The sequence below is a fragment of the Burkholderia latens genome (genome assembly GCF_902499045.1).
Classification (GTDB): Bacteria; Pseudomonadota; Gammaproteobacteria; order Burkholderiales; family Burkholderiaceae; genus Burkholderia; species Burkholderia latens.
Genome location: NZ_CABVPL010000005.1, coordinates 25,007 through 37,966 on the forward strand (window position 1 = coordinate 25,007; position 12,960 = coordinate 37,966).

The window sequence follows — 12,960 nt, forward strand, 5'->3', positions numbered from 1 at the left end:
CCTCGCCGAACCTGCATTGCTGGTGGCGCGCCTGACCCAGGCGGCCCGTTTCCTTTCGCATGTCCCGAACGTGATGCCGCCAGCCATGGCGGCATTTGCATTCTTGCGCTGACGTCATGGCTGGAAGGTTCGACAACCTGGAGCCAACGACGACCATGACGCAACCCGCCCGCCCGACCATCCTCACCGGCGACCGCACGACCGGCCCGCTGCATCTCGGCCACTACATCGGCTCGCTGCGCGCGCGCGTGCGGATGCAGCACGAGGCCACGCAATTCCTGCTGCTCGCCGACACGCAGGCGCTGACCGACAACATGGGCCGCCGCCAGCGCGTGACCGGGAACGTGATCGAGGTCGCGCTCGACTACCTGGCCGTCGGCATCGACCCGGCGATCTCGACGATCGCCGTGCAGTCGCAGGTGCCCGAGCTCGCCGAACTGTCGCAATACCTGCTGAACCTCGTCACGGTCGCGCGCCTCGAACGCAATCCGACCATCAAGGAAGAGATCCGCCTGCGCGGATTCGAGCGCGACATCCCGGCCGGCTTCCTGACCTATCCGGTGAGCCAGGCCGCCGACATCACCGCGTTCAAGGCGACCCACGTGCCGGTCGGCGACGATCAGTTGCCGATGATCGAACAGACCAACGAACTCGTGCGCCGCTTCAACGCGACCGTCGAGCAGCCGGTGCTGGTCGAGTGCGAGGCCGTGCTGTCGGCGGTCACGCGGCTGCCGGGCATCGACGGCAAGGCGAAGATGAGCAAGTCGCTCGGCAACGCGATCACGCTCGGCGCGACGCCGGACGAGATCGCGCAGGCCGTGAAGGATATGTACACGGACCCGAACCACCTGCGCGTGAGCGATCCCGGCCAGGTCGAGGGCAACGTCGTGTTCACGTTCCTCGATGCGTTCGAGCCCGACGTGGCGAAGGTCGACGAGCTGAAGGCGCACTATCGCCGCGGCGGCCTCGGCGATAGCGTCGTGAAGCGCGTGCTGAACGAGCGGCTGCAGGCGCTGATCGAGCCGATCCGCACGCGCCGCCGCGAGTTCGAGGCCGACAAGGCCGAAGTGATGGCGATCCTGAAGCGCGGCACGCTGCATGCGCGGGAAGTGGCAGGCGCGACGCTCGCGGACGTGAAGCGTGCGATGGGGCTCACGTATTTCGATTGAGCGGCGCGCGCGGCGGACACGACCCACCGACGATGCGCGACGCGATGCCGTTCGCGGTCAGTCGCCGGCGACCGACGTGATGCCTGCTTGGACGAAGCCGCGCATGTCGACACGAGCGACGGTTTGCGGGCGGCATCCTGATTTTTCGGTGCTCGCGATCGATCTTCGGTGCGGACGCAGCTGGCAGCACGAAGCCAACGGCCCTTGTCGGCCTGCGCCTACTCGGGCCTGACTGGAACGGCCGCAGACCGCGAACTCGGCCGGCCACTATCTGCGAGCCTGGGCAACCAGGCGAACGCGATGGCCATCAGCGCCGATCCGGCGACGAGCATCGGGACGACCATCGGCCACGCACCCAGCCGATAATGCGGATCAACGAAGGCCGATGCGGTCTGTCCCACACAGAAAGCGGCGCACATCATGATGAAGCCGGACCACGACACCGCACGCCCCGCCAGATGCGGCAGGCCACCCACCGCGCCGGCCTGTCCGCAAGGCTGGTGGATGCCATGTCCCAGGCAATAGACCCCGTGACCGAGCAGCAGCGGCCACGCGCTGCCGGGCAGCAGCCAGCAGCCGAGCCCCTGAATGACCGCACCTGAAAGGCTTAGCATCGCGCCTTGGCGCACTGTTCGCAACAGGCCGTGGCGATTCAGCAGACGCCTGCAACCCATCGTGCTCAGCATGTAGACGAGCGAGCCGCCGGCGGGTATCCAGCCATATAGCTCGGGCGACAGTCCAAGGTACCCGATATAGACCATCGGCGAAAGCAACAGAAAGCAGAACATGCCGCAGTAGGTGACGGCAGCCAGCATTGCCCACGCGCGGAATTCGGGACTATCGAAGATCTCGCGGACGCTGCCGGCCGGCGTCTGCGCGCCGTGCGTGCGCTGAATGGTTTCTCCGAAGCTGCGCCAGCACGCCACGCACAGCACGAGCGCGTACAGGCTCATGACGGCGAGCACCCAGCGCCAGCCGAGATGCTGCGCAATATAGGCGCCGATGATCGGCGCGGTCAGTGCCGTCGCACCCAGCCCCGTGAGGCCGCGAGCCATCACATGCGGCCCTTCGCTGGCCGGATACAGGTCGCGCACGGCCGCGCGCGCACACACGAGAATGGCCGCCATCGCCAGCCCCTGGCACGCGCGCGCCACCGTCAGCATCAACGCACTCGGCGCAAGCGCACCGGCCAGCGCCGCGATGGTGTAGCCCGCGAGACCCGCCAGCAGCACCGGCCGACGTCCATAGCGGTCGGCCAGGCTACCCATCGGCAGCTGTCCCATGCCGAACGCGAGCGCGAACACCGTGAGGCTGGTGCTGGCTGAACCGAGTGCCGTCGCGATCGCGGGCAGCGCCGGCAGATAACTGTCGGTCGCGACTGGCTGCGCAGCCAGCAGAAACGGAAGGAGCAGTGTAAAACTCAGCGGGCCGCGGCGGCTCATGCAGGGATGTCCTGAAGCAGATCTTTCACGCGGTCAGTCACCGCGACGATGTCGTAAAAACCGCGGCCGGCGCGCGAAGCATTCGAAACGACAGTATCAAAACGGCTCAGTACGCAATGGTCGACGTGCGTCGCAGTTCTTCGGCAGTCGCACTGCCGAAGCCGAAGAAGTGCAAATAGGCCGGAATCATTTCGAACAGCATGTCGGTGCCCACCTGCACTTCGCAGCCCTTCTCACGTGCCGCACGCAGGAACGGCGTGTACTCCGATTTCATCACCACCTCGCCCACGAAGCAGCCAGGCGCGATGCGCGCAACATCGAAGGGCAACGGATCATCCGCTTTCATGCCGAGCGGCGTCGCGTTCACCACGACGTCGAAGCCATCCGGATCGTTCGAGCCGGTGCTGACCGTCAGAGCCGGATAGTGCTCGCAGAGCCGCTGCGCGAGTCCGTCGGCCGACTCGGGCCGCGTATCGTGCAGCGCCAGTTCGCCGACACCTGCCGCCGCCAGCGACGCGGCGATCGCCGAACCGACACCGCCCGCGCCCGACATCAGCACGCGGGCCCCCTCCAGCCGCCGGCCTTTGCGCAACACACCGCGCACGAAACCCGCGCCGTCGAACTGGTCGCCCAGCAACGTGCCATCGGGACGCCTGAGCACCGCGTTGCACGCGCCGGCGATGCGCACGGCCGGCGTGATTTCATCGACCAGTCCGACCGTCGTCACCTTGTGCGGCATCGTAATGAGCGCGCCGCGCAGGTTCGTGAAGCGGAAGATCGACTTGAAGCTCTGCTCGTAGTCTTCCGCTTTGACGCCCATCGGCACGACCACCGCGTCGATGCCTTTCTGCTCGAACCACGGGTTGTAGATCATCGGCGCCTTGAAGCTCTCGGTCGGATAGCCGATGTGCGCAACGAGGGTGGTCTTTCCGGAAATCATGGCTGGCCTTTGCTCTCTCGGACGACGGTCACGCGTGCGCGGTGAAGGCCAGTGCCCGCAGGCGGTCGTACTCGGCCTTGTCCACCGCATGCGCATCGGACCGGCCCAGCTCGCTCATATGGACCCGATACGTCTCGCGGGCGCTGAGCGCGGCCAGCGCGGCGATCACCGTGACGCCGAACGCGAGCGCGCCGACGGTCAACCAGATGTTGGCGGCTCCCGGCGGCGCGACAGCCGTGAAGAGCGCCGGCAGCATCGCCGTGATGGCCGTGCCGATGTTCTGCGCGATCGCCATCGCAGAAACACGCGAGCGCGTCGGGAACAGTTCGGGGTAGAAGCTCGGGAACACCGCGTTGTAGCCCTGATAGACCACGCCCCACATCAGCAGCGACATCACGAAAGCGAACGGCACATTATGGATGCTGATCGCGTACAGATAAGCGAAGGCGAGCAGGCCCGACAGCAACGCGCCGACGATGATCGGCGGCTTGCGGCCGATCTTGTCGGACAGATTGCCGACATACGGAATCACCAGCACTGCCACGATATTGCCCACGACAGGAATCCACAGATAGACATCCTTGGCGAAGCCGATGCCGTAGGCCGGCTGCACTGCGTATGCCGCGCCGAAGATCGTCGCCACCACCGGAATCACGTTCATCAGCGCCATGCATACCACGCGCAGCATGTTCGGCCAGCTGTACTTGAAGGCGTCGACCACGGGCGAGCGAGGAAGTGCCTTCCGTTGCCCTTCTTCGGTGAAGGCGGGCGTCTCGTCGACGTTGCGGCGAATGATCCAGCCCGCGATGATGACCACGAAGCTCAGCAGGAACGGAATACGCCAGCCCCAGACGTTGAACTGCTCGGCGGGCATGTAGTGCGCGAGCGGCAGGAACACCGCTGCTGCCAGGATCTGCCCCGCCTGCACGCCTTGCAGCGTGAAACTGGAGTAGAAGCCACGCCGGCCGAACGGCGCGTGCTCCAGGATCATCGAGCTGGCGCCGGAGATCTCGCCCGCCACGGCGAAGCCCTGCAGCAGGCGCAGGATCACCAGCAGCACGGGCGCGAGCAAGCCGACCTGTTCGTAAGTCGGCAGCAGGCCGACGCCGATCGTCGAAAAACCCATAAGGAACATGCACGACAGCAGTACTTTCTTGCGCCCGTGCGTATCGCCGAGGTGCCCGAGTACGAAGGCGCCGATCGGCCGCGCGACATAACCTACACCGTAGGTCGCGAGCGAAGCGACGATCGCGGTCGTCGCATTGCCTTTTGGAAAAAAGATCTGCGGAAAGATCAGCGCGGATGCAGTGGCGTAGATGAAGAAATCGTAGTATTCGAGCGCCGAGCCGATCCAGCCGCTCGCTGCGGCTTTCTTCGACTGATGCCGGCCTTGAGGCTCGTGGACCGTGTCTGCGTTCATGGATGTCTCCGGATTATGTGATCGGGCGACTGATCGATGCCGCCTGATTGATCGCAGAGTAGTCCCATGCAACGACCGGACACAATGGTGATACGCGCGTGCGCGTTCGATCATCGCGCATACGCGTGCGATTATCGAACGTTTCTAGGGTTTTCTCCGGGTGCTGGCATACGTCCGCTGCGCGCTGGCCGACGTCGCGAAAGACTGCTTGATGAGGCTTGCGGCCACTCACGTCATTCGCCGGCGTGCTCAGGCCCGGCCAGATTCCCGTGTCCGGCCGACGATTCTGGTGAACGACACTTCCCGGCCCGATGCGACCCCGTCAGTCATCAATTCGTGAGGCAATTGATCAACGAACCTCCCCGAAGATGGCACCGATCGCGATCGAGTTCGGCGGATCGCAAAACTGGTCCGTCCCCAGGACTCACTGGCGCAGCCCGAACAAGCCGCGCCACAGTGCGCTGAAAAAGTCCGTATGCGCGGGTGCGTCACTCCTTCGCGCGTCGCTCTTTGGCGCCTGCGCCGAGGCCGCCTCTGTCGCCCTCTCGCCGCATTGCGGCATCTGGTCATCACGCTGCTCGTCCCGCGATGCGCCCGGCTGGCGCGACGCATGCAACTCGACCACACTGTCGGCAATGCGCTCGGCGAGTTGAACATCGCAATCACGGCCGAGCAGAACGCCGAACACGACGTCGCGGTTGTGCCCTTGTTCGGCGAAGCGCATCGCCCATGCCACGAACCGCGCATATTCCGCTTCGCGCTCCGCCCTCAAGCGCTCCTCTTCCTCGCGAAGCCGTGCGTGACGGAGCATTTCCTCTGCGTAAGCGGTGTCATATACGCGGCGCAGTTCCGGGTCCGACAGAATCGCGTATGCCTCCTTGATCTCCTGAAATCGCGCATGCGCATCCGCTTCGCACCCGACGTTGCGGTCGGGATGCGCTTTCATCGCTGCCTTTCGGTAGCCGCGCTTGATTTCCTCGTTGGTGGCGTTCTCGCACACACCGAGCAATTCATACATCGTCGTCATGGTGCGTCGGGATGAAAGTCGGATCGCGTTGATCGTAGCATGTCGCCGCAGCGCCAATCCGTCGGGTTGGCGATGGCGACCTGTATTGCATCCACCACACGGCGCACACTCGAGATGACCATCGACGCGGGGCGTAACGGGCAACCATTCGGACACCTTCCGTCCGTGGCATCACAACGAAGAAGACGATCGGCTGCGCCAGCGTCCCGTGCCGCTCTTCGGCCACCACCCCATACGTTCGAACGACATGCACGGACCGTCGGCATGCCGAGTAAAGCGATATCGTTCGAGACGTGGGCTCCGAAGCGGTCGAAAACTGACGACCGCGGGACATCGCCACCGTCACGGCCGCTCACGCTCCGCCACCGCCGCATGACACACGGCCTCGATCCGGTTGCCGGCCGGATCGACCAGAAAAGCCGCGTAGTAGTCGCCGTGGTACTGCGGCCGCAAGCCGGGGGCGCCGTCGGACTGCCCACCCGTCGCGAGGCCCGCCTCGAAAAACGCATCCACCTGCTCGCGGGAAGCGGCCTTGAAACACCAGTGCCGTTTGCTCGTCCCGATTTCGGCGGGATCCAGATACACCGCCAGAAAGGTCGATGCCGGATCGTTCGCGTTGCAACGCTCGCCATAGCCGAGCGCATTGGCCCGGTCATAGACCTTGGCCGCGCCCAGCGCGGCCATGACGGCATCGTAGAACGGGCGTGCCAGGTCGATGTCCGGCACGCTGATGGACACGTGATCGAGAAGTTGCATGGGGCGGGCTCCATTGAACGAGCACGAGTCTACACATCCGTCGTCGATCCGGCCGATCAACCTTACCGACGACCACACTACCGCCCATGCGCGCTACGTGATCTGATACGTCGACGCCGGCACGAACTCCTCCGGCAACGGTCGCTCACCGAGCTCCAGCACCGACCGCTCGATCGTGCGCGTCATCGCATCGAGCGCGAGCGCGTTCGGCGCGAGGCCGAACGGCTCGGCGACCTCGTTCGCGATCGCTTCGAGCGCGATCAGCGTGTACGAAATGAACACGCAGATCAGCGGCGTGAAGAACTCCGTCGAATCGACGAGCCCGAACGGCAGGAGTACACAATACGCATAGACGGTGCGATGGAGCAGCACGCTGTACGAAAACGGGATCGGCGTCGACAGGATGCGCTCGCAACCGCCGATCGACTTGCCGAGTTCGTCCAGTTGCGTCTCGAACATCCAGCACGTCGTGTCGCTGCCGGGCGCGCGGCCCAGCGCACGAACGATGCCGCCGCGCAATTCGTCGAGGATCGCGACCGGCTTGTAGCATTTGCCGCCGAGCGCGGCCGTGCGCTCTGCCCCGAGAATGCGCAGCAGATCTTCGGCCGGATCGGTGTGACGCAGCTGATGCTTCAGCGCATACGCAAGTGCGACCAGCAGATCGGCGAGCCGGTTGCGCTCGGCGTCGCTCACGCTGTCCGGCAGGTAGCGATGCAGTTGCGACGTCACTGCGCGTGCGGCGATCAGCAAGTTGCCCCACAGATGCCGCGCCTCCTTGAAGCGCTCGAAGCTCGCGTTGTTGCGAAACCCGAGGAAGATCGCGAGCGCGAGCCCGAACAGCGTAAACGGCGCGGTGTTCAGCGGAATCTTCTCGCCGAAGATGCGCCCGTTCGTGAAGACCGCCAGCGTGCTGACGACCGCCATGAACACCAGTTGCGGAATGATCGATTGCAGCACGGAGCCGTTCCATACGAACAGCATCCTGAGCCAGTTTTGTCGTGGTCTGACGATCATGAGGTTGTCTCGACTGCCAACGGAATAGCCAATACGCAAGCGCCCGATGCGCAACGGCCCGCGCGTGGCGGGCCGCTGTCGCGTCGATGCCGGGCCGGGTGACGCGAAGCGCCGCGTGTGCGCGTGATGATACGCTCGCGCACCGCGCCGTTCGTCACCGGATGCGCCGTTCAGTGATAGCCGGCGTCGCCCTCGCGCACCTTGCCGCGGAACACGCGATACTGCATCGCGTTGTACACGAGGATGATCGGCAGCACGATCACGGTGCCGACGAGCGCGAACAGTTGGCTCGAATGGCTCGACGATGCGTCCCAGATCGTCAGCGACGGCGGCACGATGTTCGGCCAGATGCTGATCACGAGCCCGGTGTAGCCGAGGAACACGAGCGCGAGCGTAAGCAGGAACGGCGTCGCTTCGTGCTCGCGCTTCACCGTGTGGAAGATACCCCACACGCACGCGACGACGAGGACCGGCACCGGCAGGAACCACCCGAGGTTGCCGCTGCCGAACCAGCGGTGCGCGACGGCCGGCAGCCCGATCACGGTCCACAGGCTGACCACGGCCATCACCGCGAGCAGCACGCCGGTGAGCGGCTTCATCAACAGGCGCATCTTGCGCTGCAACTCGCCGTCGACCTTCAGGATCAGCCAGCCGCAACCGAGCGCCGCATAGGTGACGAGCACGCCGATCCCGCAGAACAGGCTGAACGGCGACAGCCAGTCGAACGGCCCGCCCGCGAACTGGTTGTTCACGATCCGGATGCCCTGCAGCAGCGAACCGAGCGTGATCCCCTGGCAGAACGCGGCAAGCGCTGAGCCGCCGATGAACGCGAGATCCCACAGATGCTGCGTGCGGTTCGCCTTCGCGCGCAACTCGAACGCCGCGCCGCGGAAGATCAGTCCGATCACCATCAGGATCAGCGGCAGGTAGTTCGCCGGCAGCAGCGTCGAATAGACGACCGGGAACGCGCCGTACAGCCCCGCGCCGCCGAGCACGAGAAACGTTTCGTTGCCGTCCCATACCGGCGCGACGGTGTTCAGCATCACTTCGCGCTCGGCCTTCGCGTCGAAGAACGGAAACAGCAGGCCGATGCCGAGATCGAAACCGTCCAGCATCACGTAGATGAACACGCCGAGGCCGATGATCGCGGCCCACACGACAGGAAGATCGATGTGCATGGCTTACTCCGCTTCGGTGACGTTCAGCGGCGTGGACAGCGCGCTGTTGCGCAGCCCCGGGTGCCGGTGCAGTTCGATATATCCGGCATGCGCGGCCGGCCCGCGCTTCATCAGTTTCAGCATGTAATAGACACCCGTTCCGAACACGAGGAAATACACGACCACGAAGATCAGCAGCGACACGCCGACCTGTTGCGCGCTGAGCGGCGCGACGGAATCGACGGTGCGCAGCACGCCGTACACGGTCCAGGGCTGCCGGCCGACCTCGGTCGTGATCCAGCCGGCCAGCAGCGCGACGATCCCCGACGGCCCCATGCACACGACGAACCACTGGAACCAGCGCGTTTCGTACAGGCGTCCGCCCCTTCTCAGCAGCAGGCCAAGCAACGCGGTGAGCAGCATCAGCATCCCGAGGCCGGCCATGATCCGGAAGGTCCAGAACACGATCGGCGAATACGGACGATCCTGCGGCGGGAATTCCTTCAGCCCGCGAATCTCGCCGTCCCAGCTGTGCGTGAGGATCAGGCTGCCGAGGTGCGGCACCTGGATCGCATAGCGCGTCGTCTCGGCCTGCATGTCGGGCAGCCCGACCAGGTTCAGCGCGGTGCCGCCCTTCTCGGTTTCCCACAGCCCCTCGATCGCCGCGATCTTCGCCGGCTGGTATTCGCGCGTGTTCAGCCCGTGCGCATCGCCGACGACGATCTGGATCGGCGCGAGCAGCAGCAGCATCCACAACGCCATCGAGAAGCTGCGCTTCACGGGTTCGTCGCGGCGCCCGTTCAGCAGGTGCCACGCACCGCACGCGGCGACGATGAAGCCCGCGACGATGAACGCGGCGATCGTCATGTGCGCGAGGCGATACGGGAACGACGGGTTGAAGATGACCTTGAACCAGTCGACGGGCACGACGAGGCCGTTCTCGATCTTGTAGCCCTGCGGCGTCTGCATGAAGCTGTTCGACGCGAGGATCCAGAACGTCGAGATCAGCGTGCCGACTGCGACCATCAGCGTCGCGAAGAAGTGCGCGCGCGGGCTCACGCGCTGCCAGCCGAACAGCATCACGCCGAGGAAGCCGGCTTCGAGGAAGAAAGCCGTCAGAACTTCGTAAGTGAGCAGCGGGCCCGTGATGTTGCCCGCGACGCGCGAGAAGCCGGCCCAGTTCGTGCCGAACTCGTAGGCCATCACGACGCCGGAGACCACGCCCATCCCGAAGCCGATCGCGAAGATCTTCGACCAGAACTGGAACATCGATTTGTAGGCCGCGTCGCCGGTGACGAGATAACGCCATTCCAGCACCGCCAGGAAGCTCGCCATGCCGATGCTGATCGCCGGAAACACGATGTGGAACGACACCGTGAACGCGAACTGCAATCGTGCGAGATGGAACGCATCGAAGATTTCCATGACCGTAATTTGCTCGTGGTTGTGAGGACGTCAGCTCGAAGCAGGAAATCGCGCGACGGCTTCGCGACGGCACGTGCAAACATCGATGGATCGCAGTGCACGGCAACGAAGCGTGAATGACGATATCGCGTTTCGAACGATACTCGCAATCGCGCGAACGTGCGTTGAAACTGTGCTTTCCCGGGCGCCGGAGATGTGTGCACGGAAAATCCGTTTCGAGGCCCGGCGGCCGTCAGCTGTACTGCTTTCCATGCAGCAACGCTGTGTATCCGCGGCGCGTCCGGCCGCCCGTACCATCGGCTCGTAGCCTGCCCCGGCCGGGCGAGCGCGACACCACGCCTGGCCCCCGCAGAATCCGTTCCAACCTCGGCGCCCGCGCCGCCGATCCCCTGGAGAAACTCGCATGGAGCCCACCGACCGCCGTGACGATCCGGCCGGCAGCCGCGCATGTGACGTCACGCGTCATCGCGCCGGTGAAGCGCAGCGCATGGTCGATCGTCTGGTCGACGAAACACCGGTTGCACTCGTGTTCAACGGCATCGCGCACACGGTGATGATGGCGACGCCGATCGACCTCGACGCGTTCGGCCTCGGCTTCGCACTGAGCGAAGGAATCGTCGAGCGCGCGTCGGACGTCTTCGACATCGAAAGCGAATGCCGGCCCGGCAGCGCCGAAGTACGGCTGACCGTGTCGCAGCAGGCGTTCATGGCGCTGAAGGCGCACCGGCGCGCGCTGGCTGGCCGCACGGGCTGCGGCGTGTGCGGAATGGAAAGCATTGCACAGCTCGACCTGCATCCGCCGCGCATCGCGGCCGCGGGCGCGGCGGCCGCGATCGGCGCCGACGCCGTCGCGCGCGCCGCCCGCGCGTTGCCGGAGCGACAGCCGCTGATGCGCGCGACCGGCGGCATTCATGCAGCCGCGTGGTGCGACCGCGACGGCGCCGTGCTCGAAGTGTTCGAGGACGTCGGCCGCCACAACGCGCTCGACAAGCTGATCGGCCGGCTCGCGCGGCGCCGCATCGATCTGCACGCGGGCTTCGTGTTCCTGTCGAGCCGCGCGAGCTACGAACTCGTGCGCAAGGCCGCACGCGTCGGCATCCCGATGATCGCGACGATCTCGGCGCCGACGTCGCTCGCGATCGACGTCGCCCGCGAAGCCGGCGTGCGGCTGCTCGGCTTCTGCCGCAACGACGGCTTCGTCGAATACGTGTCGCCCGACGCACTTCCGATCACCGAACCGGTGCATGCGCAACCGCATGCGCTCACCGCCTGATGAAACCCCTGTCCGATTTCGATACCGCGCAACGGCAGTTCGCCGGTGCGTTCGTGCCGCTGCAAGCGGCGATCTCCGTTCCAGTCGCGCAGGCGGTGGGCCACGTGCTGGCCGCGCCGCTGGCTGCCGTGCTCGATCAGCCGCCGGCCGACCAGAGCGCGATGGACGGCTACGCAGTGCGTCACGCCGACCTCGCGCACGGCGAGCCGCTGCGCGTCGCGCAGCGCTGCTACGCGGGCGACGCGCCGTCGCCGCTCGCGCCGCGCACCGCCGCGCGGATCTTTACCGGCAGCGTGATTCCGCCCGGCGCCGATACCGTCGTGATGCAGGAGCATGCGCATGAGCACGACGGCTGGGTCGCATTCGATGCGCCGCAACGCAGCGGATCGCATATCCGCCGCCGCGGCGAGGAAGTGCGCGCGGGCGACTTGCTGATGCCGGCCGGCGTGCGGCTCGGTGCGATGCACGTCGGTGTCGCGGCCGCGCAAGGTTGCGCGCACATCGACGTACGGCCGCCGCTGCGGGTCGGCATCCTGACCACCGGCGACGAGCTCGTGCCGTGCGGCCAGCCTCGTGCGCCGCAGCAGATCTACAACAGCAATGCGCCGATGCTCGCCGCGCTGGTGTCGGAAACCGGAGCGGGCGTCGCGGCGCACGAGCATGCAGCCGACACGCCGGCCGCTGTCGACCGGGCGCTGCGTGCGATGGCCGCGCGCTGCGATCTGGTCGTCTGCGTCGGCGGCGCATCGGTCGGCGACAAGGACCTGCTGCGCCCCGCGCTGGCCGCGCTCGGCGCATCGTTCGTGGTGGCGGGCGTGCGGATGAAGCCTGGCAAGCCCGTCGCGCTCGCGCGGCTGGACGAGCGGCCCGTCGTGCTGCTGCCCGGCAATCCCGGCGCCGCGTCGATCGCATTCGCGCTGTTCGTCGCGCCGCTGATCCGCTGCCTGCAGGGCCGCGACGACTGTCTGCCGGCCGTGCCGGCGCTGCCGATCGATATCGACGTCGAGCCGGATGCGCAGCGAGAACGGTTCCTGCGCGTGCGCCGCACCATCGACGCGAACGGTGCGCCCGTCCTCGACACGCTGCGTCAGCAAGGCGCCGGCACGCTGCAATCGCTGATGCAGGCGAGCGGGCTCGCGCGGCTGCCGGCCGGCCGGCGCATCGCGCGCGGCGACGCGGTGCCGTACTACGAATTCGCGCAGTGGCTCGCGTGAGCACCGCCATGCGCGCGACGCCCAACTTTCGTGCCCGCACGAGGCTGAACTGTATTCCTGCATTTCAGCCGGGATTGTGTCTCTGCCGGCAAAATCCGGCGGACTATGCTCACGATGAGGCTC

Annotated in this window: 11 protein-coding genes; 3 read left to right on the forward strand and 8 right to left on the reverse strand. The window is 66.0% G+C overall.

Translation table 11 applies throughout. The features are described from left to right. Positions 1-155: 155 nt before the first annotated feature. Positions 156-1,169: a tryptophan--tRNA ligase gene (trpS, locus tag BSE24067_RS05240; protein WP_151067359.1), complete on the forward strand. Its 1,014-nt coding sequence runs from the start codon at positions 156-158 to the stop codon at positions 1,167-1,169. A gap of 218 nt (positions 1,170-1,387) precedes the next feature. On the opposite strand, the gene BSE24067_RS05245 is transcribed toward trpS, so the two are convergent. From BSE24067_RS05245 to BSE24067_RS05280, 8 genes are all read right to left on the reverse strand, one after another. Next, positions 1,388-2,611, reverse strand: a complete 1,224-nt coding sequence (locus BSE24067_RS05245) for an MFS transporter (protein WP_151067361.1) — start codon at positions 2,609-2,611, stop codon at positions 1,388-1,390. Between the two features lie 106 nt (positions 2,612-2,717). Beyond that, on the reverse strand, positions 2,718-3,551 hold the full coding sequence (locus BSE24067_RS05250) for a shikimate dehydrogenase family protein (protein WP_151067370.1): 834 nt from the start codon (positions 3,549-3,551) through the stop codon (positions 2,718-2,720). 28 nt (positions 3,552-3,579) lie between these two features. After that, positions 3,580-4,971: an MFS transporter gene (locus tag BSE24067_RS05255; protein WP_151067372.1), complete on the reverse strand. Its 1,392-nt coding sequence runs from the start codon at positions 4,969-4,971 to the stop codon at positions 3,580-3,582. A 424-nt stretch (positions 4,972-5,395) separates the two neighbouring features. After that, positions 5,396-5,998: a J domain-containing protein gene (locus BSE24067_RS05260; RefSeq protein ID WP_170297542.1), complete on the reverse strand. Its 603-nt coding sequence runs from the start codon at positions 5,996-5,998 to the stop codon at positions 5,396-5,398. Positions 5,999-6,340: 342 nt separating this feature from the next. Beyond that, on the reverse strand, positions 6,341-6,754 hold the full coding sequence (locus BSE24067_RS05265; protein WP_151067363.1) for a VOC family protein: 414 nt from the start codon (positions 6,752-6,754) through the stop codon (positions 6,341-6,343). 93 nt (positions 6,755-6,847) lie between these two features. After that, positions 6,848-7,768 (reverse strand): bestrophin family protein, encoded by a 921-nt coding sequence (locus BSE24067_RS05270; RefSeq protein ID WP_151067365.1) that lies wholly within the window; start codon positions 7,766-7,768, stop codon positions 6,848-6,850. 170 nt (positions 7,769-7,938) lie between these two features. Beyond that, on the reverse strand, positions 7,939-8,946 hold the full coding sequence (gene cydB / locus BSE24067_RS05275) for a cytochrome d ubiquinol oxidase subunit II (RefSeq protein WP_151067367.1): 1,008 nt from the start codon (positions 8,944-8,946) through the stop codon (positions 7,939-7,941). 3 nt (positions 8,947-8,949) lie between these two features. After that, the gene (locus BSE24067_RS05280; protein ID WP_151067368.1) at positions 8,950-10,350 is read right to left on the reverse strand and encodes a cytochrome ubiquinol oxidase subunit I; all 1,401 of its coding nucleotides are present in this window, start codon (positions 10,348-10,350) and stop codon (positions 8,950-8,952) included. 403 nt (positions 10,351-10,753) lie between these two features. Here BSE24067_RS05280 and fdhD point away from each other — a divergent pair, with 403 nt between their 5' ends. Together fdhD and BSE24067_RS05290 are read left to right on the forward strand one after the other, a co-directional pair. Beyond that, entirely contained in the window at positions 10,754-11,623 is an 870-nt protein-coding gene (gene fdhD / locus BSE24067_RS05285; RefSeq protein WP_174904704.1) for a formate dehydrogenase accessory sulfurtransferase FdhD, read from the forward strand. Then, positions 11,623-12,837 carry a molybdopterin molybdotransferase MoeA gene (locus tag BSE24067_RS05290; protein WP_151068416.1) on the forward strand — a complete coding sequence of 405 codons (1,215 nt, stop codon included), beginning with the start codon at positions 11,623-11,625 and terminating at the stop codon, positions 12,835-12,837. Before fdhD ends, BSE24067_RS05290 begins: the two co-directional genes overlap by 1 nt. Positions 12,838-12,960: the final 123 nt, after the last annotated feature.

Excerpts from the sequence above, each read along its gene's own strand:
- BSE24067_RS05290 (WP_151068416.1), top strand. The coding sequence starts at position 11,623 with ATGAAACCCCTGTCCGATTTCGATACCGCGCAACGGCAGTTCGCCGGT.
- cydB (WP_151067367.1), bottom strand. The coding sequence starts at position 8,946 with ATGCACATCGATCTTCCTGTCGTGTGGGCCGCGATCATCGGCCTCGGC.
- BSE24067_RS05255 (WP_151067372.1), bottom strand. The coding sequence starts at position 4,971 with ATGAACGCAGACACGGTCCACGAGCCTCAAGGCCGGCATCAGTCGAAG.
- BSE24067_RS05270 (WP_151067365.1), bottom strand. The coding sequence starts at position 7,768 with ATGATCGTCAGACCACGACAAAACTGGCTCAGGATGCTGTTCGTATGG.
- BSE24067_RS05265 (WP_151067363.1), bottom strand. The coding sequence starts at position 6,754 with ATGCAACTTCTCGATCACGTGTCCATCAGCGTGCCGGACATCGACCTG.
- BSE24067_RS05250 (WP_151067370.1), bottom strand. The coding sequence starts at position 3,551 with ATGATTTCCGGAAAGACCACCCTCGTTGCGCACATCGGCTATCCGACC.
- BSE24067_RS05260 (WP_170297542.1), bottom strand. The coding sequence starts at position 5,998 with ATGACGACGATGTATGAATTGCTCGGTGTGTGCGAGAACGCCACCAAC.
- fdhD (WP_174904704.1), top strand. The coding sequence starts at position 10,754 with ATGGAGCCCACCGACCGCCGTGACGATCCGGCCGGCAGCCGCGCATGT.
- trpS (WP_151067359.1), top strand. The coding sequence starts at position 156 with ATGACGCAACCCGCCCGCCCGACCATCCTCACCGGCGACCGCACGACC.
- BSE24067_RS05245 (WP_151067361.1), bottom strand. The coding sequence starts at position 2,611 with ATGAGCCGCCGCGGCCCGCTGAGTTTTACACTGCTCCTTCCGTTTCTG.
- BSE24067_RS05280 (WP_151067368.1), bottom strand. The coding sequence starts at position 10,350 with ATGGAAATCTTCGATGCGTTCCATCTCGCACGATTGCAGTTCGCGTTC.